This window comes from Candidatus Yanofskybacteria bacterium, from assembly GCA_003514055.1.
Classification (GTDB): Bacteria; Patescibacteriota; Minisyncoccia; order 2-02-FULL-40-12; family GWA2-44-9; genus UBA12115.
On record DOSG01000007.1, the window covers coordinates 1 to 21,331 of the forward strand.

Sequence of the window (21,331 nt, forward strand, 5' to 3'; positions counted from 1 at the left end):
CTCGCTTAAGCGAGTGGGCTCTGTCCTTTATTGCCAGCGCTTATTCGCAAAGCGAATGGGCTCTGACTACTAAGGATGAGCTGAAATATCTGCGCAATTTCCTCTGAAGTGATTAGGGCCTCGCTTTGATTATGATTGTATTGCCCTCGACCTGTCTTTTTGGATTCTTAGTCTTGGCCACTTTCTAGCCGATGGCTTGGCTGCGGATGATTCGAAACGAAACGAGCCTCGCTTGATTATATGCATTCAGCGAAGGCCCAAGCTTACAGCGAGAACTCGCGCAGGCATTTCGGCTGGATCATATTTGGTATAGCCCCGAAGGGGCGATAAAGAAAGGTTCCTCGAAATGCCGAGCGTGTAGACAGCGAGCCGCCGCAGGAGCGGCTCGACTATCGGTCGAGTCGTAGGCTTGGGCCGGAGCACGATTTTAAGTACGAAAAAAGCGGTACTTGCGTACCGCTTACAGGTTCTGTTCCAAGGTCATACCTGCCTTGACCTGAGCGTGTGATAACCGGTGGTCGCTTCCCCCGGGCCCATATCTTTTTACAACATGGCCACCTCTCATCAAAAATATTGACCGATCGACTTTCTGATTATCGACGTCTCGCTGACGTCGAACGTTTCGCCGACTTCGGCGCAACTTTCTTGGCTGGCGACTTTCGCGTCGCCTGCACCTTGCGGGCCGAACCAACGGCCACGCCCTGCTGACGCAGGCTCGATGCACTCACGCGAGCCCCTTGTGCCCGTGCCGCGCCGATGTAGTTGCGTGCGACCATCTCGTTCACGACATTGACGTTGGCGACGAAGTTAGTCAGGTTCTTCTCGCTGCGTTCGACGCCGCGAAGGAATTCGAACTGCAGGGTCTTGGCCCGTTCAGGATTCGCCTTGAGCATCCGGAGCTCGTTCAACGCCTTGTGCGCATCGCGCGCGTAAGCCTCTGCCACGAACCGAGAGACCTCGGCCTCCGACGCCCCGATGGCACCGAAGTTCAGGTCCACCCCACGAAGCTCACCCACGATCTGATTCTCGGCCACGCTGGCCTGATCGCCAGTCGAGCTGAGGCTCCGGACGATCCGGAACTGCTCCACAGCCGCCGATGTGGCGACCGCTTGCTTCCAGGCCATGTCGATCGTGGCCTGCTGGGCCGCGATCTTGGCGTTCCTGCGATCGATTCCAATCAACAGAACGAGCACGCAGATGGCAACGCCGATGACGACCAACATCTTGCTCACATTGCTCTTCATTTCAATGACCTTTCAGAAAACCGAGTTTACGTACTTTCAGCGTATATACATTATAGCATATCTGGGGCCGTATGTCAATTACCCCTGACATGCCCCACGGAGACCTAAATGGCGGTCTTTTAGGCAGTAAAGACCGCCATTTACTTAAGCGCTAGATACACAACGAAGCTCTATTAGTAATTTCCCGAAGGGCACCTTTGAAGCCAAAAAGGTGCCCTTCTAATATCAAGCGGAGGCCCGAGGGCTGGATCCTACCGAATACAACTCAGTATTTTAGAATTGGGCATACGATTTTCGAGAGGCCCGCGCAGGGCCGACTGGGCCCGAGCGAGAGGGTGATTCTCTAGCAAGAGAACACAGCCCGTACTCGAGAAAGTCGTATGCCCAATTCGACACATACAAAAAACACCGCTTTAGGCGGTGATTTTTGTTATTTGAATTTTAGTTAGTGGTTGTCTGTGGCCCTTCTTCTTGGTCTGTCTAGTCTTGTTCTTAAACTTGAACACCATCTTCTTTTTATCTTTGAAATCAGCCAATACCTTGGCCTCTACCTTGGCCCCTTTTACAGTTGGCTTACCAACTTTAACAACTTCGCCGTCATTGGTTAGTAAAACCTCTTCTATATTTAAAATCCCATCAGTAGTGATGACCTTCTCTATATCTAAAGTATCTCCTTCTGAGACCTTGTACTGCTTACCACCTGTTTTTATAATCGCAAACTTGTTAGTCATTTTATAGATTAGCTACCCGCCCCATCTAGTTGCGAGAAGATAAGATAAGTTTTTATAGCCTATATATGATACATGAGCGCCAGCGAAAAGTCAATGAAACCTTGCCAGCCCTCGTACCCGAAATTAATTTTGAGAATCGTATACGATTTTTGATATATCTTCAATCATCTCGGGCAAACTCTCGGGATTACGACCCTTCGTCATTATACATAGGAGATAGGGTCGATCAGGCCTATAGATTATGCCGCAATCATGGAATTGCGACTCATTTAATACATTCTCCGATCTATATCCAAATTTCCTAGCCGAAGCAATCCCCTCCGGTAAACCCTTAACAATTCCATAATCATATTTAACTTCGGATAATATGCTCAGCGCCCTCTCTGATGTATCTTGATTTAGCAACGAAGCATTGTATAAAATTCTAAAAATAGAAGCGTAATCCTTAACAGAGACGAAATCGTTGTTGCTCATGTTCTTATATTCTTTCTCTAATCCCAGGCCCGCATATATCTTAGCCAATACTTCTGGATACTCCTTCTCTAAATTATATTTTAGCAAATCCTTAGATCTATTATCCGAATTAACCACCATCTTTTTTATAAGTTCTTCTATTTTGTAAGTAACTCCGCGTTTTATTGTCTCTTCAGTCGAATCGATATTATCGTCATATTCGTATTCACCATTATAGGTTAATTTTTCATCTAATATCTCACGCTTGCTCTCAGAAATTTTTAGATAAGCCATCATTATAGGCACCTTCAATAGGCTTGCGGGTGAATAATCAGCATCTTCTTCAATCCCAAACCATGGCCCATTCTGTAAATCTCTAAAATATAAAGATACCCTGAGAGATGGATCATTCTTCTTGGCGGCATTAACATGAGCTATCAAGTCGCTTTTTAGCATGCTAAATATGTCTGACCCCAATTCCTTGCCACTCTCGCATTCAATTAACGGACTAATAAATTTAAAGTTGCCGCTCCTAACCTCTTTTAATTCGGTCACCTTTGCCGTCACTAGTGGGTATCCGAAATAACCGACAGCTATACCCAATATAATATATGAGACTTTATACAAAATCGTTTTGAGCATATTAGCTACTTGACTAGGATATAAAATATTTTAACACAAGATATAAAACATGCCATTGCTAGCAAGGCATCCCTAAAAAACGAAAAGGCCACACAGCCGTGGGAACTGGCTGTGTGGCCTCGATGAGGTGGGATGAGGTCGCCGGTGCTTGCCGGAGTAATTAGGCTGGCGGCGCGAGGAACGTGTCGCAGGAGAAGTACTCGGTTACTTCTCCATTGCCGAAGTCGATGCGGACGACTTCGTAGCGGCAGGTGTGTCCACGCATCTGGAAGTCGACCACCTTGCCACGGCGACCGTCTGAGGCCAGAACGATGTCGCCAGACTTCAGACCCGTCGGAAGACTTGATGTCGTCGGGTACGACCCCCAGCTTTTGGGCAAAGAAGTTGCGTACTCGGTTCCCCAGCCGATCGGCAGAGGCGCCAGCAAGCTGGTCAGGTAAGCACTCCACTCGTCGCATCCGAAATTGATGAACGTGTACTCCTGGCCCTCTATGCCATAGGAGAAATCGGCGATAGTGCCGCGACGGCCGTCTGCCGTGCGAACGACGTCGCCGGCTTTCAGGTCGGTCGTGGTCGACTTCAGGTATCCCATCTTTAACCTCTTTCTGGTTGTAAAGTTGCCTGCGCTGTCGATAGCGCTAGACAGTAACTTATCCACATTATATAACATAATCGTAGATACGTCAATAACGTTCGGCCTGAAAAACGAAAAGGCCCGCAGATGCGGGCATATAGAACTTTGGTACGATTAGCCGAAGAGGAGAATAAGGAAACAGAGTAGGCCGATTCCTGGCGCTCCTCTATCAATCAGCATAGACATAGTTCCTGCTGGCTGATGCGTAAGCATGGCAATAGCCACGATTAATGCATAGAGAACGAATATGATAGCCATAAGGTGCCATTTGTTAAAATTCTTTTTCATTATGAGCTCTCCTTTCGACTAACTAAAACGTACCGGCTTCGTGAACTAGATGACCTTGATCATCGTAGACATGCATCTTAGTCATCTCCCCGCCCTTTTTGTCTGCGTGCTCTTTTGCTAGAGCTAAGGTCTCGAAGTCACCTTCTTGCCAATCCGTACCGTCAAAAGTATCAACTCCGATAACCCGGAATTTGCCCGTAAGCGCACACCGAGAAAAGAGCTCATCGATGCCCCTATTCCCACCCTTACTCACCGGCCTTGGATCGTATGGCACGATTAACCTCCTGACCTATAGCACGAAATAACCATAACATACTTTTTCGATATATGTCAATGAGAGAGTTTCGCCTCTACCACAGCTGGCCTAAGATCCACAGATAATTAAAACCACCCAAAGAAAGGGTGGTTTTAATTATCTGCAGCCCCGACGGGATTTGAACCCGTGTTACATGGATGAGAACCATGTGTCCTGACCGGGCTAGACGACAGGGCCATATTCTGTGGAATTATAGCAGAAAAAGACTAATTGACAAATATGGTCATTTTATTACATACTCTGGACAGCCTCTTTAACAAGTGAGGGAATACCATGAAGATAAGGAAATTGGCCATATTAGCTATATTAATGGTCTCCATATCTATATGGGGTTGCGATATGATTCAGAAATCGGTTTCGCCGTCTCCAACTCCAACTAGTAACGAGATCGTAAGCACCGGATTTACCATCCAAGGAAAAGCGGAAATAACTGGTAGAAATCAAAACGTACAATTCAAATTACTAGTTATCCTTAGCGACGGTACTACCCAAGACCAAACTACTGCGGCCACATGGGAATCATCAAATACCGTAGTCGCAACCGTTGATACCAAGAGCGGCCTAGTCACTAGCAAAGGCTACGGTGAGGCTCAGATCACGGCCACCTATCAGAATACTAGGACTCAATTCGCACTCAAGGTTGTGCCGCTCACCATACTATTTGAAGCAATTTCTGATGACATGGCCATATTTAAAAAAGACGGAGTCAAGTTCTATGAAAAACATGGTTACGGCGGCGGCGGAAGAGGATTTAATGTCGCTGCGATTTCTCGCACAACAGGTGAGTTAATTTATCCAGTGAAAAACTTCGATACCTACGCATCCAGAGAAGATGGAAAAGAGATGAAAGCGATGATAGATTTTATTAATAGTTTGCCTAATGGAACATTACTCTTGATTGCCGTGGCCGACGAAGCCGGACTTAATACTTGGCCTGGAATGTCATACACCTCTTGCACGGCAAAGGTTAATCCATACAATGAGCAAGGCAAACAGCTTCTTGAAGCTCTAGGCTCTACTATGATTAGAAAATATTGCTATAGATATCGTTGGGCTATGATTACAATCAAGGGTAGCGGGAAATTGGCAGAAGATTACAACAATGATTACTATCCAGTTACGATTAAAGCTAGCGTACCTCTTGTTTAAATAGGAACCAAAGAGGGCTGTCTTTCTTGAGAAAGACAGCCCTCTTTATGATTTTACAATATAATCGGATAGACTATTTCGCTAGCCATTTCCTACTTTGCCTCACCAACAATTCCATTTTCTTCTCCGGCTCTGCCATTATCTCTTCGACGACTTTTTCCATGCGTATCCCCTGAGATCCTTTAATTAGCACCACGTCCCCTTCTCTAATAATTTCTTGGACTTTGAGCTTAGCGGCATCAGAAGTTTCAAACGTATATATATTCTCTTTGAGCATTTGATTACTGGCTGAATCAGCTATGAATTTTGCCCTAGCTCCAACACACACCAATGCATCAGTTATATTGCCGGCCATATTACCAACATCCTGATGAGCTTTAATTGAATATTCCCCTAGCTCAAGCATATCTCCTAAGACTGCTAACTTTCTTGCGCCCTTAATATCTTTCAGCACTTCCAGCGCTAAATGCATAGCCGCCGGCGAAGCGTTATAAGTGTCGTCAATTATAATCGAACCTTTAATCCCAGGGAGGATTCTCAATCTGCCCGGTTGACCATGAAATCTAGATAAGGCCTCGCTAATGCTTACTAGGTTAAGACCAAGAATTCTTCCAACGGCCGCGGCGGCACCGCATGATAAAGCCATAGACTTGCCCAACGAACCGGCCATCCTGACTGGCACAGAACTAATGCCCTGATTTATTTTAAAGCTAACGCCGATAGGCTTGCCATCTTCATCGTAAGCGTAATCATAGCTTGATAGTTTCAATTGAGAATTTTCCGTGAAACCATAAGACACAACTTTAGCCCTAGTACTATGGGCCATTTTAGCGACTAGGGGGTCATCGTAATTAAGAACTGCGTAATCAGACTCAGACATCAGCCTCAGTAGTTCGGACTTTTCTCTAGCAACATGTTCTTTATTATGGAAATATTCGACATGCACGGGAGTCTCTCCGACCGCAGTAACGATGCCTATATGCGGCTTAAATCTTCTCGCTAGCTTCTTTATGTCTCCCGGATGATCAGCGCCGTATTCTAGAACTAGTATCTCGGGATACTTTTGCTTAATAATTAGTCCAATAAAACCATTCCATAGAACCTTGAGCCAGAAAGAAGCGCTAGTACCGGATGAGTAATATTCTGTCGAATAATCGCCCAATATAGTTAGCGGCAAGCCAATCTCATTATTTAAATTGCCGGCGCTGACTCTGGTCCTCTTAATCGCACTTACAACTGTGGCGATTGCCTCTTTAGTCGTAGTCTTACCAACATTTCCAGTTACGCCAACGATCATCGGCTTATATTTTCGAAGATATCTCTTAGCCAATATATTCAAAATAATTTCTAGTATTTTCTTCATGCGAGATAATGCGATTACTTCGCCCCAAGCCTACGACATTTATTGAAAGTCTGGGCGGTGAATGGATATGACTTTCGAGAGGCCCGCGCAGGCTCGACTGGAGCCGAGCGAGAGGGTGATTTCTCAGCAGAGAAATACAGCCCGCACTCGAAAAAGTCATATCCAGAAACCGCCACGCGAGCTACTTCCTTGTCGGCGGGATATTATAATAATTCAGGAGAAAATTAGCGATCTCTCGATAAGTTGACGACAAGCTGTCTGAGGCAAATGTCACGCCTTTAGGCTTGTCTATCTTTATTAAAATTACAAACTTAGCATCATAAGCCGGAGCAAAACCCATAAAATCGTGAATGAACTGATTTTCTGTGTAGCCACCTTTGCTATCAGAAATCTGCGCTGTACCAGTCTTTCCAGCGATATCATAACCTTTTATTCTGGCTTTATCAAAACCGACATCGACTACGCTAACAAGCATAGCCTTAAGCTTAGTGGCAGTTTTCTCAGTGATAGGGATGCCCACGATCTCAGGCTTAGTTATTATTTCTGTTCCGCCTTCTTTGATTATCTTCTCAACTATATACGGCTTCATTAATTTCCCTCCATTGGCTATAGTCGAATAAGCGTTAACCAGCTGGATTGGGGTAACGGCGATGCCCTGCCCGAAAGAAGCCGTGAGGAAATTAATTTTTCGACCGCTATACAGGTTGGTTATATCCCCGTGCACTTCACCCGGAAGATCGACGCCCGTAAGCTGGCCAAAGCCCATATTAATAACATAATTTAGGAAATTCTCATCACCCATCAGACTCTCAACGTGCATGACTCCAGTGTTGATAGATTTTTCAAGCACTTGCGACATGTTAACGACGCCAAATACTTTTTCACTAAAATTCTTGATCGTATATCCAGCTATGTTGACCGAACCAGTGTCAGTAAAACTGGTTTGAGGTGTGATTTTATTCAAATCTAATCCCGCGGCCATAGTTATTGATTTAAAAGACGAACCGGGCTCAAACACTTCCTGAGTGCTACTGTTTAAAAACAATGAAGTCTTTGACTCAGAATATTTATTTGGATCAAATGTCGGCATGTCAGTCATGGCTAAGATTTTCCCAGTATTCGGATCCTGCACTATTATTGTACCCTTCTCAGCCTCGTATTTCTTGAGTAAATTTATCAGTCTATCTTCTACGTAATCTTGTATATTCTTATCAATCGTTAGAATAATGTCTGACGGCCTACTCACTATTTTTTGCTTCGAATCGTCTTTGACGAACCACTTCTTTACGCTATCGAGATAAGACGATTCAGCACTGACTTCTTGGTCTACAGTTACGCTACCAACCGCCAATTGCTCGTCGTACTTGGATTCAATCCCGTATTGACCAATTCTGCCGGATTGACCATAGCCGAGAAAGCCAAGAACGTCAGCAGCTAGCGAACCTCCAGGATAATATCTATCCATCTCTAACGCCGTCGATATACCCTTAATGCCTAGACTCTTTATTTTCTCTGCCTGATCATTGGTTAACCTTCTTTGCACCACTTTATAATATCCTCCATCCGTCGAAATTAGCTTTAATACTCTTTCCTTATCGAGCATCAAGATATCTGCTAATTTCTGAGCTGATTCGTCTAACTTATCTTTGTCTACCATCGATGGATTAACCTGAACCAATGCAAATTTTTTGTTGGTAGCCGCTAGGAATAGAGAGTCTTTCCCTTCGGTATTCGCAACCTTTTTTGGATCTTGAATGTATATATTGCCACGAGCCAAGACATTGCTCACTCTGTCTCGTTGAGCTACGGCAGTACGAGAATAGCTAGAATGGTTTATATACGATAAAACAAAAAGTCGGTACGATATCAGTCCAGTGACCAGTATCACAAAACCAAATATAATATTTATGCGCGTATTCTCGTTGCCCTTCATGATCTAATTATACAATAAAGTAGCACTCCGGCCCAAGCCTACGACTCGACCGATAGTCGAGCCGCTCCTGCGGCGGCTCGCTGTCTACACGCTCGGCATTTCGAAGAACCTATTCTTTGTCGCCCCTTCGGGGCTATATCAAATATGTTCCAGCCGAAATGCCTGCGCGAGTTCTCGCTGTAGGCTTTGGCCTTCGCTTGGTTCGGGAGAATTAACTTGATTGCGGATGATTCGAAATAGAATGGGCCTCGCTTATTTGTAGGTTCTAAGCCCTCGGGCCTGTGAAACTTGCACGAAGTGAGCGAGACTGCGCTTATCTATGGCAAGAACCGCAATTTCCTCTGAAGTGATTGGGTCTTCGCTTAAAGAATATAGCGCTACTTGCTTTTATGGTATTCCCATGGTATAATATAACCACAGTTCCGTACCAATTCAGGCCACTACTGCCACGGGTCATGTTGCCCAAAAAGTAGGGAGGAATCGATGAGAAAGACTCTGCAAATCGTGATCTGGCTTTCCCTCGGCGTCGTACTCGGCGTCGCCTCCTACCCGTACCTCCAGAAGACGTTCTCGCCGACTCCGACCATGGATCAGGCGTCGAACACGCTGGAATCCCCTATCTCCACGGTCAAGGATCGCGGCCCGATCAAGATCGGGATCTCGGGGAAGATCGTGGTCACGTATACCACGTTCGACAACCGGCCCGTAGAACTAGTCTACGAGCCGTACAAGAACACCGGTCGGGCTCGGGTGACCCTTCGGATCAAGGGCCGAGACTATGCCGATGTCGCTGGCAACGACGATCTTCTTCTCTTTCTGAAGCAGGCCGTCGTCGTATTGACTGGCTCAGAATTTCCAAAGCTGATGCCATCAAGGCCGAGCGTCGGCAAGACGACCAAGCTCGGAGAGACTGGGTACTACTTCGTCTATGACGGCGGGTATCCGATCTGGGGACCGCATGGTAGCATCGGCCCCGATGGAGACTACAGCTGCCTGTTCTTCGCCGAGAATGCGACCTTCGATGGTAAGACCATCAAAGCATCGGGAAGATCGGATATCATCGGCTACAATGGCTACGCCGATTACGTCGGCAGACAGTAGCTCGCCCGCCGAGGAAGCGGACCTTGAAGGTCCATCCCTGGGCGGGCCTTGTTTTTTATAAAACCCGCAAGTTTTTATTAATCGCAGCGAGGTCTTAATCACTTCAGAGGAAATACCCTAAAACCAAGCAAGGCTATCTCGAAATGAGTTCCTCCGCAGATAAGACAATGGCAGCAAATTGGGAAAGTATTATCCCAAAACAATAGGTCAAGCGCCGAGCAACAAAAACAGTTCCGCCTAATAGCGGAACTGTTTTTGTGTTAAGCGAGGAGGCAAGCGCGGGTTACCTGTTGTTTTGGCTCCGTAGTACTTTTCTATATTTGCCGCCATTGGTGCGACCGAGGACCAGGACCGAATTTCGAGATGGCCGAGCGTTATCTTTGCAACGCGACCCCGCCGCTTTGGAACATAGCCATAGAATCCTTGGCCTCAACCATATTGTTCGAATTGGCAAAACTAATAATCGCAGATTGATCTTCCATCGAAGATTTTGATGCCATAAGAGCGGCATTCGACTCGTTAAGCGAAACTATTTTATCATTCATCAATTTGACCTTGTAGCCACCGGCCGTAACGACATTCATTTGCATAACATAAGCTAGGAGCATAACAACGAAGAGGCCAACCAAAACCACATTGATTGTAAACCAATAACCATTCTGAAGCGCCCACTCTTTCGCATGAGCTGAGTTCTCGCCGATTACACTGAGCCTTGTTCCGACCACCGATAAACCATTTCTCGTGCTTGATACTTTCAATTGATCCGGCAGAGGCATTCCGACCCCACCCGGTTAACTAACAATTGTTTTATCTACTCACTAGGTTGTTTGGGATTGTGATTTTTACTTTTTTCTAAAAATCGTAATCTCAAGCAACCTTTACAACTTCTCGACTATCTTCATCTTAGCGCTTCGCGCTCTGGGATTCTTCGTCACCTCGCTCCATTTGGGCTTAATGGTATCTTTGGTAACAAATTTTATGATCCCTTCTTTCGCTTTCTGTTTAAAAATCTCTTTAACTGTCTTATCTTCCAACCCCTGGAATGATATGACGACCAATCTTCCACCAGGAACTAGAATGTCGATAGCTCCCTCGATACCTTTACTTATGGTCCCCATCTCGTCGTTTACCTCGATTCTCAATGCCTGGAACGTCTTTGTCGCAAAATTTATTTTTCTATGCTTATACCAATTAGGCACGGCTACCGATATCGCTTCGACCAATTGCGTAGTCGTTATTATCGGCCTCTCTTTCCTGGTTTTGTTAATGCTATCGGCTATTTCTGAAGCAAACTGCTCTTCGCCATATTTCACCAAAATCTCTTCAATCTCATTCTTTGTATAAGTGTTTATGATGGTCTGGGCCGTAATCTTCTGCTTCTCAGGATTAAACCTCATATCTAAGGGCTGATCTTTTTGAAACGTGAATCCTCTACTTGAAGACTCATAGTGCCATGAAGATACTCCTAGATCGAAATACACTCCATCGGGCTTGAGATTATATTTCTCAGCCACCGCCTTTATATTTGCATAGCTATCATTCGTAACAACTATGGAAGGATCGAGCTCCAGCTCATTTACCATCACTGGATCCAGCTCTATGCCCAATATTTTCAAGTTCGGCAGTCTTTCTCTCAATGCCGTTGCGTGACCACCACCATCTAGCGTGGCATCTATAACTGTTTTGCCTATGCCATCTCCTAAATTTAAATAATCAATGGTTTCCTCTAGTAATACTGGTGTATGGACTCTTTCTTTATTCATTTAAATTATTCCTAGATCACCCAACTTTTGAGCGATATTATCAGAATTCTTTTCAAGATTAGACTTATAGCCCTCCCACTTAGCTTCGTCCCAGAGCTCCAGCCTATTGAATACTCCCGTTACGATGACTGTCTTCTTCAGATCGGCATAATTCTTTAAACTATCTGGTATAAGAACCCTCCCCAAGGCGTCAAAATCAACTTCTGCGGCGCTTGAAAGCATCAACCTACTAAATGCCCTTGAATCTTGCTGACCAATCGGCATATTCACGATTTTCTCGGTTAGCTGATTCCAATATTTTGAAGGAAACACGAATAGGCATCCATCGAGCCCTCTCGTTAGAACCGCGCCTTCGCCTAACTCTTTCCTAAATTTTGAAGGGATTGCTAATCTTTTCTTGGCATCTAAGCTATGTTTGTATTCTCCGATTAGCATATTAGCTTTCAATGGTTATCCACTATTACCCACTTACATCCACTTCTACTGAATTATATACCACCTAGGCACTATCGTGCAATGTGCATAACTCTGAGTCGGAGATCTGTAACGAAGAGCACCTTTTAGGCTGCAAAGGTGCTCTTCGGGAAATTATTAATGGAACTGGATTTCGCTTGAATAAAACAAAAATCGGCGCAAAGCGCCGATTAGGAGTCCGTATTAAGTCCGATACTCGTCTGTCGAAAATAAGCAATCCTCTGACTTAGATCTTTCATATCGACTACTGCAAGATCAGGATTCTCGGCCATTATTGCCCCGACAGATGAGTAGGAAGTCGGATTAACTAAGCCAATAGATACCAGCCCCAACTCATTGCTTATCCTCACGTCTTCTGCCGTATCGCCAAAATAGGCAATTCGCCTTCTCGGTAGACCAGTAGAATCCACGAATTTCTCCAAATACCTTTTCTTTGGCCATGCCCCAGCGATAACGATTCCCAATTGATTTTTGATGTTAAATCTTCGAAGAAGAATATCAATGATCGCAGGAACTTCGGCGCTAATAAGTGCCGAATATGGAAATAATCCAATCCCTCGGAAAGACCAGAGCAAGTCACGAGCTCCATCTCTTACCCTAACCTCATTTATATTCTTTACATAGCCCTCCATTCTAATTCGATTGATTTCTTCCCGCGACACCGACAGCGGAATACCAAAAGAATGATAGAGATCAAGTATATTACTACTTACTCTATCGGCCCACTCGGCTGGATTCGGTCTGGCAACGCCGAAATGATCGAATATGGCATCCCTACTCATGTCACTTACATCCTTATCGTCAAATATGGTGCCATTGGCATCCCAAATAAATAACTGAATTGGAAGTATCATGAATGGGTCTCCTATCAAACAACTGCCGCATAATTTAACAATAAAATACCGATGCGTCAATCATAATAGCCGCCTTTGGGCGGCTATTATGATTGAAATAATTTCGTATTTGTGGGCGTTACTGGACTCGAACCAGTGACCTTTGCAATGTGAATGCAACGCTCTAACCAGCTGAGCTAAACGCCCTCATGCTATTTGAAGTCACAACACAAATCATAAATAAAAAAGGCCTCATTGAAAAGGCCATATTCCTAATTACCTTTCTCGTACGTCTTAGTTCTTCTGTTCCATTTCACATTCAAACGATACCACATCGGTCCTCTAAAAAATAAAAGCGCCAGATAGATTACGATTAACGTAATGGCGATAACGATCTGCCCGCTGGTCGCAGGTGGTGGCCAGCCAGGCCAAGAGGATAAGTTCATACCAACTCCTCGGTAAGTGCTGGAAGTAGTATACGCCACGCATTAAATTAATCAATAAAACTCAATGGCGGTCTTTGATCCGGCAGTTGCCGGACAAAAAGGCGGCCATTGTATCCACAATCCATAGACTAAAAGAGGCGACGATGTGACTTTCGAGAGGCTCTCGGAGTGCGACTGGCGCGAGAGAGAGGGTGATTTTCAGCAGAAAATACAACCCGTACTCGAGAAAGTCATATCGCTGCCTCGCGAATAACTAGATGCCTAGCTTATTGATTATCTTCTCATGAGGTCCTTCGAGCAGTACACGGACGAAGCGGTCGAACATCCCAAAGCGATATTCGAACTCTTCCTTTTCCATCAGACTAAATCTGATTTCTTTCCCGACTTCAGCTTCTAACGCTTTTAAAAAAGTTCTCAGCCTGTCCTTATTGATATCATCACCGACAACAAATAGATCGGCCACGGCACCACCCGCATCTTGATTCAAGAAGATGCCAGATATAATTGCCAACTTGACTCTGCCTAGATTAGTAATTCTTTTAATCATACTATCCATCTCGGCTGGAGAAGATTTTAATATCAAAGATCTAAGTTCGTCATAGAACTCATAATTAGGATTTAGCGTATATCGAGGCAACGCCCTCTTTGTCACGGCCAGTCTCCTTCTCGCCACTCTTTTGACGACTTTCTTCTTGGTTGTAACAGGTTTTTTATGACTCGCTTTGTGTTTGTGCTCGCTTGGCATATTATTTCCTCTTAATTAGCTTTATATCCATTAGCAAATCTATCTCCTTCTTAACAGTAGAGCTTGATTCTTGAGTCCTAGAGGCTAGATCCTTGGCATCAAAATCGTTGGGATAATTTCTAAACAAAAACTTCAAAATCTTTACTCTCGTTTTTGAGCCAAATAAACTGTCCAGTGAATATCTACTGAATTTATTAGACTTTGACATATGGCTAGATTAAAATACAATTAGGATAGACAACAACAGTCTATTAAAGAAGGCTTAAAAAGGCAAGCGATTCGCCGATTGACACTAAATATTTATACTTTTAAATAATCTAATTATTTTTAATTACAAATAATCTCAATGGAAAAAATTGTAATCAAGCCCACTTCTCACGAAATTTTGGTCAGAGGAACAAACCAAGATGGCCATGCCGATCTATTCGCTTATGACGCTGAGCGTGAAGAAAATAAACGGGGGCTAGGCAATCTATTCATAATTGGGAACATACAGGACAGCGACGGCGACCAATCTGATGTTGCCTACATAACAAACTTGGTCGCCTCGCTAGCTAAGAGAGAATACTACTCGAGAGCCGAAGCCTCGCCAAAAGAAGCGTTGTCTTCTGCTTTAAAGAAGATTAATGACGTCGTAGATGAGTTTTTCAAAAATAAAAACCTAGAGATCAATATAGGTATTTTTGCCGTAGCCGGAGAGAATATACTCATATCTCGACTCGGTAAATTCAAGATATTTTTAGCTAGAGATGGCAAAACAATAGATATACTGAATAATGTTGAGTTATTTTCAAAAGAACATATCGAAGAGAAGAAGTTTTCTAGCGTTATATCTGGAAAGGTGGGCACTAGCGACAAAATTCTCGCCTTTTATCCTGGTAAAGCCATTACTTCTCGCGAAAGGTTTATTAAGGCAGATTTCATAAAATTCGAGAGAGATGCATTTATAGAAAAAATGCTATCCCTAAAGGAAACGAAGAAAGACTTTGGCTGTGCAGCACTATACATAAGCATAGATAAATTCAAAGAGAGCACAACGAAGAAAGATAAGCCCAAAAAGATAAAATCCACCGTCGAGGATGCAACTATTAAGCTACACCCTGAGATGGGCGTCCCTATCTTGGCTGCCAATGAGAAAACCGATGATGAGAATAAAGATTCCGCTCAGAATGCACCAATCATAGCCACTACCAATTCAATCATTCCGCAAGAAGAAGAAATGCGAGCCGAGTTAATGGCTACCAAAAAGACTGAAATACCAAACATAATTCCAGCAGAATTTACCCGAGGTAGAAAAAAGAATCAATTCTGGTCAATATTAAATAGAATCAGAATATCTGATTTTAATCCAAATAAAGGGCTGATTAAAAAAGCAGGCATAGGCGCTGGTGTCGCCCTGTTGATAATAGTTATAATGGTTGTTCGATCTTACGTAGTGGTCAACACCGAGGATAAGGCCACGACTGAATCGGTAAAAAGGATTCAGTCCCAGATCGATATTGCCGAAGATAGGGTCCGAGAAAACAAACTCAGCGAGGCAAGAACTATTATAAGCACGGCATTAACCGAATTATGGGCACTCCCCGACTCAAGTACTTCTAAGGTCAAGACGACGATCGACAATGCGATTAAAGTTATAGACTCCTTCGATAAGGCCACCGAAGCCTCCCTATCGCTATATGCTAATGCCAATCAAGATGGCCTAGCGCTCTTACAGATAAATTCCTACGGTGATAGCTTTGGCGCCATCGCCGACATGGGCGGTAAAATATTCTTATCAAAGATAATTGATGGCGCGGTTAGCAGATATCTTGAGTTATCAGACACTAAGCCATCGTCAGTCATATTCTCCGCCGAAGGAGATTTCTCAATCGGCTTAGATGAGAACGCTAAAAAGATCGCCGTATCTAACGACGAAAAAACACGCACGATAGACCTATCAAGCCTCGCCACTCCAAAAGATATCGGCTATTACCAGGACAACCTATATATATTAAGCTCAGATAAAATAAGTAAAGTCGTAGACGTCGTGCGTGGCGGTAAAAGTATCACTAATTGGTCTCAAGATCCTGTCCCAGCTGACGCTAAGTTGATGGTTGTTGATGGCAATATATTTGTTATTGGCACCAACGGGATGCTAACAAGATACTTCAGAGGAAAGAAAGAAGCTGAATTCAACATACAGATACCTGCTACAGATAGAGATTACTTGCTTTCAACGAAAGATTCTAAGAATCTGTATCTAGTGAGTTCTGATTTAGGCAGGGTTTATACCATAGATAAAGAGAGCGGCTCAATAGTAAAGAGTATAAAAATAGGAAATGTCGTGCCCATAGTCGGGGCCTCACTAAGTCAAGCCGAAGTTTTGTATATTCTCACCTCGGATAATAAAATCTGGAAAATTAACTAAGCGTCAGCCTCTAAGATAACAATGGCTGCCTTTGATCCGGCAGTTGCCGGACAAAAAGGCGGCCATTGTTATCTGTTGACATATCTGCCTGATTTGCTAATATTATAAGGTTAAGCCGTAGACAAGGAGCAACCATAAGTCTCCTCGAGGCAGAACCCATTTATTAGGGTTTTACTCTGGTCGATCTGCGGTAAGCAGATTTTTTGTTTATTAAGAGAAAAAAGAATGAAAACAAAGGTACAAAAGTCTCAGGAGCTACAAGTCCTGAAAGATAAGATCCCCGGAGCCAAAATCACCGTTTTTACGTCCTTTGGTAGGATGGGCGAAAAGGGATTATCAGTCGGACAAATAACTGAATTAAGACGTCTCTTAAGAAGTCTGAATGCCGAATATGTTGTTACTAAAAAAACCTTAGTCGACAGAGCCTTTGCCGGCACTGAAGATTTAAAGGTATTAGATATGAGCGGATCTCTAGGTTTGGCTATGGGTTCTGACGATCCCTATGCTTTAGCCAAGAAGGTCTACGATTTTGCTAAGAAGAACCAGGCTCTACAATTTTTTGGAGCCATGTTTGATGGCAAGTATATTAGTAACGACCAATTCATCGAAATAGCAAAGTTACCATCAAGAGAAACCATAATCGCCAGATTGTTTGGTATGATGAAATACCCAATCTCAGGATTGGCTATCGTCTTAAACGAAATTGCTAAGAAAAAAGAGGCAACCGCATAACTTAAATAAATAAACTAAAACCATGAACAAAGAAGATTTTATCAAGCAGATCGAATCGATGACTGTTTCCGAACTCAACGATTTGGTTAAAGCTTTAGAAGAAAAGTTTGGAGTATCGGCTGCTTCTTTTGCCGCCGCTGGCGCTGCTACTGGTGCCGCCGCTGGTGAAGGTGCCGCTGAAGAGAAAGATTCCTTCTCGATAATCTTGAAGGACGCCGGAACTGCCAAAATTCAGGTAATCAAAGTATTAAGAGAACTTACCGGATTAGGCCTCAAAGAAGCCAAAGATATGACCGACAAAACCCCTGCCACTATAAAGGAGGGCGTGAAGAAGGCCGAATCAGAGGAAATAAAAAAGAAATTAGAGGAAGCTGGTGCAGTTGTCGAACTCAAGTAAGACAATTGGCAAATCAAACAACAAAGGGCGCCCCTATGGGGCGCCCTTTGTTGTTCTTGTCATTCCTACTGGGACTTAAGATATTTTGTTCTGTTGGCTTCATGCTCCCAGCCAGTCTTAGAATATATCATCTGGCCATCCCGCGTTGTCAAATAATAGAGATACGGACTATCCAATGGATTTAGCATAGCCTTAATTGATCTTACTCCCGGATTAGATATCGGCCCAATCGGTAATGTCTTTCTGGTGTATGTATTATACTCAGAATCGATTCTTATCTCCTTGCCTACTCCAATCTGCGTAACGTCACAATCGATCTTATAATCTGTCGCAACGAAATTTCTAAGACAGGCTCCGTAGCTAACGGTGGCATCAATCTGCAATGGCATCCCCTTTTTTAATCTCTTATACATAATTCCGGCGACTAAACGCATATCATTCTCAGTTCTTACTTCTTTCTCTAGCATTGAAGCTAGTATTAGGACTTCCTTTCTCTTGTCGAATGTTAAATCTTTAAGCAATGGGTCAATTTGCTTATTAAAATTAGCTCGCATCTTGTCTGATATATTTTGAATAACTGCGGCCTGCTTGATAGAATTTATAGCTGAGTTTTCGGAAAGTTTTCCAGTCGAATCTACGTACAGAGCATTATCTGAGTCGATTTTATATGTGTCAGGAAAAAGAAATCCTTCCTGATCCAGATTGGCCTTAGCAAATTGACCTTTTTTGGTGAATCCCAGCGCCGAAAGCCTCTCGTCAATTTCCCAGATATTATAACCTTCTGGAATGAAAGCGATAATATCTTCGGGTTCAGACAGGCCGACGTTCAGCTTAAAGACTATATCGGTCATATGGAACCTCCCAGTAAATTTATACTTGCCAGCCTTTAGATCTTTGCCTGCGCCAAGAGCTGTAGTATATAGCATGAACACGTAACGGTCTCGTATTATGTTGTTCTCTTTTAATATCGAAGCTATCTCTGATAGTCCAGTACCCTTCTCAATGATCACATTCTTGATCTCGTCTTTATTCCCAACGGGCAGGAATACAAACAATCCGAAAACTAAAACACAGATTACCGCTATGACTATAGCGGTAATCTGTGTTTGATTTAACTTCCTAAATTTTAAGATCTTATCGGGAATCCTCACTATCTATTAATTCTACTACGGTAACGGTTTCTGGTCTATGGCCTTATTAACCGGAGTTTTTACATTGGAATCCCTAGCATTTAATAGCGCCTGGAGCTTCGTCTTAACCGTCTCATTGTCCTTATTAGCCTCTACAGCTAAGATTTTCTCCAATTGTTCGATAGCTAAATCATACTCCTTCCTTTCTTCGTAGATTGAAGCGAGGTACCAACGAGCATTAGCGTATTCTGGCGAAAGAAGTATCGCCTGCTGCATAGCACCGATGGCTTTGTCTTTCTGATTATCTCTGTAATACAATAGACCGAGTTCGAAGAATAATCCCGGCTGATTGGTATTTGCAGGAGCTACCTTTTCCAATTGCTTAATAGCCTCTCCTGTTTTGCCTTCCCTGTCGTAAACGATACCTAAGTTATATATGGCCAAACCATAATTACCAGATATATCGACTGCCTTCTTTAAGACCTCTTCGGCCTTCAATAATGCCTCTGACGAATCTTTTTTGGCCTGTTCAGCCTGAGCTCCACCAGCTTGCACTAGCTGATTGGCGATATCTGATTTCGCCATATAAACGTTGCCTAGATTAAGGTAATAGCTAGCATCATCCGGCCTTAATTCTATACCTTTCGCATAAGACTCAGCTGCAAACTTATCTACGCCATCGATCAAGCCCATCAAGCTCTGATAAACACCGCCTAGGTTCACCCAGTTATTCGATTCCTTCGGTGAGATAATAGTAGCCTGTCGAGCCAGATTTACTGCTGAAGTTTCTAGATTCTGAATTTTAGTGGTTCTAGCTTGTTGATCCTCATTCTTTTCAGGAGTCCTATTGATCTCTTTATTCAACAATCCAAGAGCTACCTGCGATCCAGATCGGAAATATCGATCATCTAAACCGTTCCAGTTTATAGCCTCGGACAACTTGTCTGCGGCTTTCTGGATATCTGCATCAGGCTTATTTAATATTGTCACCGCCTGGGCATATTTAGCATCGGCTAGATAGATAGCGACTCCATAGTAAGCCCCAACTAGGACAACTATTAGTCCAACTATGAATCCCAGAGAAGCTACCATCGATAACCAAGCCTTTTCTTCTACGTTATATACTCTTCGGAAGTCTCCCCATAGCGCCAAAGTCATCAACGCCAAGGCCACGAAGAAGACGAACATCAAAGATATATTGAACGGATACAAGAACAATCCAACCAAACCGGCAAAAGCCAATGAAATCATAGCTACGGCTTCTCCAGATTCATCAGCATGTATTTGTCTCTTGGCCTTGAAAACGCCCCAGATGAATGACCAAACCAAGAACAAGAATGCTAATACGCCCACCAATCCGCCATGCACGATCATGTTCAATGCTTCAGACGTACCATCGGCGAACTTTACACTAGATAAAGTCGTGTCGGCCAAGCTCTTAGCTCCATACTTATCAAAAGCGATGGAGAAATTTTCTGGGCCGTAGCCAAAGATCAAATTATCTTTCAAAGCAGAAAGTGAGACCTTGCTAGTCAACGAATATGACGGCGCAACTTCAATCGGGAAATTATTCTTTAAACCAGAGATATTGAAACCTACTACGGCTAGAAACACGCCTAAGACGATCACCGTCATCGGTAATAAGAACCTAGACATTTTAAACTTAACAGCCCTCATGTTCTCTAGAATGATCAATGCGACCATCCCGGAAATAGCCACAGCCCAAAGAACCCACCAGTTTAATATGACCAGGATAGCCAGCGACAAGATAATGCCCACCTTATCCAAGAATAAATATCTAGCCCAGCCTTCATTTATCTTGAGTTTACTATAGAAAGGCAATGCCAATCCCGCCAATATTCCCAGGGTATTTAATGATCCCACGGTAGTAAAGGATCGGGAAGCAAATTGGCCACCGAGTATGGTTAGGCCTAGCATCTGTAGTAATCCATACAATAGAGCTAATGCGAAAGAACCAGCAAGAAGCTTTTTTAAGAATTTACCCTTGTCTTCAATTACGTTGACTGCTAAAAAGTAGAAAACCGTAAGGGCGACCATCGTAATCAAAGCCGAGCTAGAACTGCCACTTGTGCCAAATATGCTCTTGAATTTGGCCAACGAGAAAATAGTAGACAATGTTGCAGCCCCTAAAAACGAAATTACTGCAACTTCAAGCGGATTAGATCTCCAGCTCAGTCTACCCTGAGAAACAATATTGACTAACCACAGGATTAAGCCTACACCCGAGCAAATAACCAGCAACATTTGTTTATTTAATTCGGTAGCTCCAGTTGTCCAAGGCAGAAAGAACAAAGGCAGCAAAAAAGCAGCGACATACAGCAAAACCTTTATGGTTTTTGTGTACATACTAGGCTCTAAGTCTACCGGCTCCTGATAAGATGCCGTTTCTGATTGCGGCTCTTGATAAGACGCCGTGAGCACTTCCACGTCCCCGAACATCCCAGTTTCGTGGGACTTGTCCCTCCTGAGAAAATTAAACGCCATTGTTTGCGTTAAGATTTAAGACCTTGAATATTTAGCATTCCA

General features: G+C 43.7%; 20 protein-coding genes and 2 tRNA genes. 5 read left to right on the top strand and 17 right to left on the bottom strand.

Features of this window, described 5'->3' with window-relative positions:
* Positions 1 to 593: 593 nt before the first annotated feature.
* The 6 genes from DEG18_02035 to DEG18_02060 all read right to left on the bottom strand — a co-directional run bounded on the left by DEG18_02035 (position 594) and on the right by DEG18_02060 (position 4,485).
* Positions 594 to 1,244 carry a hypothetical protein gene (locus DEG18_02035; protein HBX58364.1) on the bottom strand — a complete coding sequence of 217 codons (651 nt, stop codon included), beginning with the start codon at positions 1,242 to 1,244 and terminating at the stop codon, positions 594 to 596.
* A gap of 413 nt (positions 1,245 to 1,657) precedes the next feature.
* The gene (rplU, locus tag DEG18_02040; protein ID HBX58365.1) at positions 1,658 to 1,975 is read right to left on the bottom strand and encodes a 50S ribosomal protein L21; all 318 of its coding nucleotides are present in this window, start codon (positions 1,973 to 1,975) and stop codon (positions 1,658 to 1,660) included.
* 123 nt (positions 1,976 to 2,098) lie between these two features.
* Positions 2,099 to 3,070: a hypothetical protein gene (locus DEG18_02045; protein ID HBX58366.1), complete on the bottom strand. Its 972-nt coding sequence runs from the start codon at positions 3,068 to 3,070 to the stop codon at positions 2,099 to 2,101.
* Between the two features lie 160 nt (positions 3,071 to 3,230).
* A complete protein-coding gene (locus tag DEG18_02050; protein HBX58367.1) occupies positions 3,231 to 3,728 on the bottom strand; it encodes a hypothetical protein in 498 nt (165 codons plus the stop codon).
* 286 nt (positions 3,729 to 4,014) lie between these two features.
* Positions 4,015 to 4,266 carry a hypothetical protein gene (locus tag DEG18_02055; protein ID HBX58368.1) on the bottom strand — a complete coding sequence of 84 codons (252 nt, stop codon included), beginning with the start codon at positions 4,264 to 4,266 and terminating at the stop codon, positions 4,015 to 4,017.
* 145 nt (positions 4,267 to 4,411) lie between these two features.
* A tRNA-Glu gene (locus DEG18_02060) sits at positions 4,412 to 4,485 on the bottom strand.
* Between the two features lie 96 nt (positions 4,486 to 4,581).
* Between DEG18_02060 and DEG18_02065 the strand changes: the two genes are divergently transcribed.
* Positions 4,582 to 5,457, top strand: coding sequence for a hypothetical protein (locus tag DEG18_02065; GenBank protein HBX58369.1), 876 nt, complete (start codon positions 4,582 to 4,584; stop codon positions 5,455 to 5,457).
* Between the two features lie 73 nt (positions 5,458 to 5,530).
* On the opposite strand, the gene DEG18_02070 is transcribed toward DEG18_02065, so the two are convergent.
* Together DEG18_02070 and DEG18_02075 are read right to left on the bottom strand one after the other, a co-directional pair.
* Complete coding sequence (locus tag DEG18_02070; GenBank protein HBX58370.1) at positions 5,531 to 6,820, bottom strand: hypothetical protein; 1,290 nt, start codon at positions 6,818 to 6,820, stop codon at positions 5,531 to 5,533.
* Positions 6,821 to 7,001: 181 nt separating this feature from the next.
* Positions 7,002 to 8,753: a hypothetical protein gene (locus DEG18_02075; protein HBX58371.1), complete on the bottom strand. Its 1,752-nt coding sequence runs from the start codon at positions 8,751 to 8,753 to the stop codon at positions 7,002 to 7,004.
* A 483-nt stretch (positions 8,754 to 9,236) separates the two neighbouring features.
* Between DEG18_02075 and DEG18_02080 the strand changes: the two genes are divergently transcribed.
* The gene (locus DEG18_02080) at positions 9,237 to 9,854 is read left to right on the top strand and encodes a hypothetical protein (protein ID HBX58372.1); all 618 of its coding nucleotides are present in this window, start codon (positions 9,237 to 9,239) and stop codon (positions 9,852 to 9,854) included.
* Positions 9,855 to 10,228: 374 nt separating this feature from the next.
* Here the strand turns inward: DEG18_02080 and DEG18_02085 are convergent, their stop codons facing one another.
* The 7 genes from DEG18_02085 to DEG18_02115 all read right to left on the bottom strand — a co-directional run bounded on the left by DEG18_02085 (position 10,229) and on the right by DEG18_02115 (position 14,323).
* Positions 10,229 to 10,630, bottom strand: a complete 402-nt coding sequence (locus DEG18_02085) for a hypothetical protein (protein ID HBX58373.1) — start codon at positions 10,628 to 10,630, stop codon at positions 10,229 to 10,231.
* Between the two features lie 102 nt (positions 10,631 to 10,732).
* Positions 10,733 to 11,617 carry a 16S rRNA (cytosine(1402)-N(4))-methyltransferase gene (locus tag DEG18_02090; protein HBX58374.1) on the bottom strand — a complete coding sequence of 295 codons (885 nt, stop codon included), beginning with the start codon at positions 11,615 to 11,617 and terminating at the stop codon, positions 10,733 to 10,735.
* Positions 11,618 to 12,052 carry a cell division/cell wall cluster transcriptional repressor MraZ gene (locus tag DEG18_02095; GenBank protein HBX58375.1) on the bottom strand — a complete coding sequence of 145 codons (435 nt, stop codon included), beginning with the start codon at positions 12,050 to 12,052 and terminating at the stop codon, positions 11,618 to 11,620.
* Between the two features lie 209 nt (positions 12,053 to 12,261).
* A complete protein-coding gene (locus DEG18_02100; protein ID HBX58376.1) occupies positions 12,262 to 12,945 on the bottom strand; it encodes a hypothetical protein in 684 nt (227 codons plus the stop codon).
* 109 nt (positions 12,946 to 13,054) lie between these two features.
* Positions 13,055 to 13,131 (bottom strand) — tRNA-Val (locus DEG18_02105).
* Between the two features lie 492 nt (positions 13,132 to 13,623).
* Positions 13,624 to 14,115, bottom strand: coding sequence for a hypothetical protein (locus tag DEG18_02110; GenBank protein HBX58377.1), 492 nt, complete (start codon positions 14,113 to 14,115; stop codon positions 13,624 to 13,626).
* Position 14,116: 1 nt separating this feature from the next.
* A complete protein-coding gene (locus tag DEG18_02115) occupies positions 14,117 to 14,323 on the bottom strand; it encodes a hypothetical protein (protein HBX58378.1) in 207 nt (68 codons plus the stop codon).
* A gap of 138 nt (positions 14,324 to 14,461) precedes the next feature.
* Here DEG18_02115 and DEG18_02120 point away from each other — a divergent pair, with 138 nt between their 5' ends.
* From DEG18_02120 to DEG18_02130, 3 genes are all read left to right on the top strand, one after another.
* On the top strand, positions 14,462 to 16,525 hold the full coding sequence (locus tag DEG18_02120) for a hypothetical protein (GenBank protein ID HBX58379.1): 2,064 nt from the start codon (positions 14,462 to 14,464) through the stop codon (positions 16,523 to 16,525).
* 225 nt (positions 16,526 to 16,750) lie between these two features.
* The gene (gene rplJ, locus DEG18_02125; GenBank protein HBX58380.1) at positions 16,751 to 17,257 is read left to right on the top strand and encodes a 50S ribosomal protein L10; all 507 of its coding nucleotides are present in this window, start codon (positions 16,751 to 16,753) and stop codon (positions 17,255 to 17,257) included.
* Positions 17,258 to 17,279: 22 nt separating this feature from the next.
* A complete protein-coding gene (locus DEG18_02130; protein ID HBX58381.1) occupies positions 17,280 to 17,654 on the top strand; it encodes a 50S ribosomal protein L7/L12 in 375 nt (124 codons plus the stop codon).
* A gap of 65 nt (positions 17,655 to 17,719) precedes the next feature.
* On the opposite strand, the gene mltG is transcribed toward DEG18_02130, so the two are convergent.
* Both mltG and DEG18_02140 read right to left on the bottom strand, forming a co-directional pair.
* Positions 17,720 to 18,808, bottom strand: a complete 1,089-nt coding sequence (gene mltG, locus DEG18_02135; protein ID HBX58382.1) for an endolytic transglycosylase MltG — start codon at positions 18,806 to 18,808, stop codon at positions 17,720 to 17,722.
* A 12-nt stretch (positions 18,809 to 18,820) separates the two neighbouring features.
* Positions 18,821 to 21,289, bottom strand: coding sequence for a hypothetical protein (locus DEG18_02140; GenBank protein HBX58383.1), 2,469 nt, complete (start codon positions 21,287 to 21,289; stop codon positions 18,821 to 18,823).
* Between the last annotated feature and the right edge of the window lie 42 nt (positions 21,290 to 21,331).

Excerpts from the sequence above, each read along its gene's own strand:
- DEG18_02035 (HBX58364.1), bottom strand. The coding sequence starts at position 1,244 with ATGAAGAGCAATGTGAGCAAGATGTTGGTCGTCATCGGCGTTGCCATC.
- rplU (HBX58365.1), bottom strand. The coding sequence starts at position 1,975 with ATGACTAACAAGTTTGCGATTATAAAAACAGGTGGTAAGCAGTACAAG.
- DEG18_02045 (HBX58366.1), bottom strand. The coding sequence starts at position 3,070 with ATGCTCAAAACGATTTTGTATAAAGTCTCATATATTATATTGGGTATA.
- DEG18_02065 (HBX58369.1), top strand. The coding sequence starts at position 4,582 with ATGAAGATAAGGAAATTGGCCATATTAGCTATATTAATGGTCTCCATA.
- DEG18_02070 (HBX58370.1), bottom strand. The coding sequence starts at position 6,820 with ATGAAGAAAATACTAGAAATTATTTTGAATATATTGGCTAAGAGATAT.
- DEG18_02075 (HBX58371.1), bottom strand. The coding sequence starts at position 8,753 with ATGAAGGGCAACGAGAATACGCGCATAAATATTATATTTGGTTTTGTG.
- DEG18_02080 (HBX58372.1), top strand. The coding sequence starts at position 9,237 with ATGAGAAAGACTCTGCAAATCGTGATCTGGCTTTCCCTCGGCGTCGTA.
- DEG18_02085 (HBX58373.1), bottom strand. The coding sequence starts at position 10,630 with ATGCCTCTGCCGGATCAATTGAAAGTATCAAGCACGAGAAATGGTTTA.
- DEG18_02090 (HBX58374.1), bottom strand. The coding sequence starts at position 11,617 with ATGAATAAAGAAAGAGTCCATACACCAGTATTACTAGAGGAAACCATT.
- DEG18_02095 (HBX58375.1), bottom strand. The coding sequence starts at position 12,052 with ATGCTAATCGGAGAATACAAACATAGCTTAGATGCCAAGAAAAGATTA.
- DEG18_02100 (HBX58376.1), bottom strand. The coding sequence starts at position 12,945 with ATGATACTTCCAATTCAGTTATTTATTTGGGATGCCAATGGCACCATA.
- DEG18_02110 (HBX58377.1), bottom strand. The coding sequence starts at position 14,115 with ATGCCAAGCGAGCACAAACACAAAGCGAGTCATAAAAAACCTGTTACA.
- DEG18_02115 (HBX58378.1), bottom strand. The coding sequence starts at position 14,323 with ATGTCAAAGTCTAATAAATTCAGTAGATATTCACTGGACAGTTTATTT.
- DEG18_02120 (HBX58379.1), top strand. The coding sequence starts at position 14,462 with ATGGAAAAAATTGTAATCAAGCCCACTTCTCACGAAATTTTGGTCAGA.
- rplJ (HBX58380.1), top strand. The coding sequence starts at position 16,751 with ATGAAAACAAAGGTACAAAAGTCTCAGGAGCTACAAGTCCTGAAAGAT.
- DEG18_02130 (HBX58381.1), top strand. The coding sequence starts at position 17,280 with ATGAACAAAGAAGATTTTATCAAGCAGATCGAATCGATGACTGTTTCC.
- DEG18_02140 (HBX58383.1), bottom strand. The coding sequence starts at position 21,289 with ATGGCGTTTAATTTTCTCAGGAGGGACAAGTCCCACGAAACTGGGATG.